This window comes from Pseudoalteromonas ulvae UL12 (genome assembly GCF_014925405.1).
GTDB lineage: Bacteria > Pseudomonadota > Gammaproteobacteria > Enterobacterales > Alteromonadaceae > Pseudoalteromonas > Pseudoalteromonas ulvae.
Genome location: NZ_AQHJ01000003.1, coordinates 1 through 582, shown reverse-complemented (window position 1 = coordinate 582; position 582 = coordinate 1). Strand labels below are relative to the sequence as shown.

2 protein-coding genes are annotated in these 582 nt (G+C 46.9%); both read left to right on the top strand.

The window, feature by feature from the left end:
* A partial coding sequence (locus PULV_RS00025) for a UDP-N-acetylglucosamine 2-epimerase (protein WP_193330562.1) occupies positions 1 to 245 on the top strand: 245 nt, incomplete at its 5' end.
* Between the two features lie 129 nt (positions 246 to 374).
* The coding region (locus PULV_RS00020) for a 3-hydroxyacyl-CoA dehydrogenase NAD-binding domain-containing protein (RefSeq protein ID WP_227009313.1) at positions 375 to 582 on the top strand (208 nt) is incomplete at its 3' end.

Below are 582 nucleotides of genomic sequence, written 5' to 3'. Positions count from 1 at the left end.
AAGAAGCCCCCAGCCTAGGTAAACCGGTACTGGTGATGCGCGATACCACAGAGCGCCCAGAGGCTGTAGCTGCGGGTACGGTTAAATTAGTCGGCACAGACAAAGACCGCATAGTGAGCGAAGTCCATAACTTACTGACCAATCAGGCTGATTACGACACCATGAGTCGTGCTCATAACCCATATGGTGATGGCCAAGCCTGCGCCCGTATTGTTGCAAAAATTAAACAGCACTTTGGCGGTTAATAAGCGCACAGACCACCATTAAAAAAACGAATTAACCTATTTATTGCCCGCGCTGTTTCAGCTAACACTGAGATTAACGGTAAAGCAAAAACAGCGCGCATCAATGTCAAGTTTTAAGGAATAAAGACTATGTCTATCAACAAAGTATCCGTTATCGGTTTAGGCTATATTGGCTTACCCACCGCCGCCGTTATTGCATCGCGCGGAATGGAAGTCGTGGGGGTTGATGTTAATCAGCATGCAGTAGACACCATTAATGCCGGTGACATTCATATTGTCGAGCCTGATTTAGACATCGTTGTACGCGGTGTCGTTACAACGGGTAATTTACGTGCCA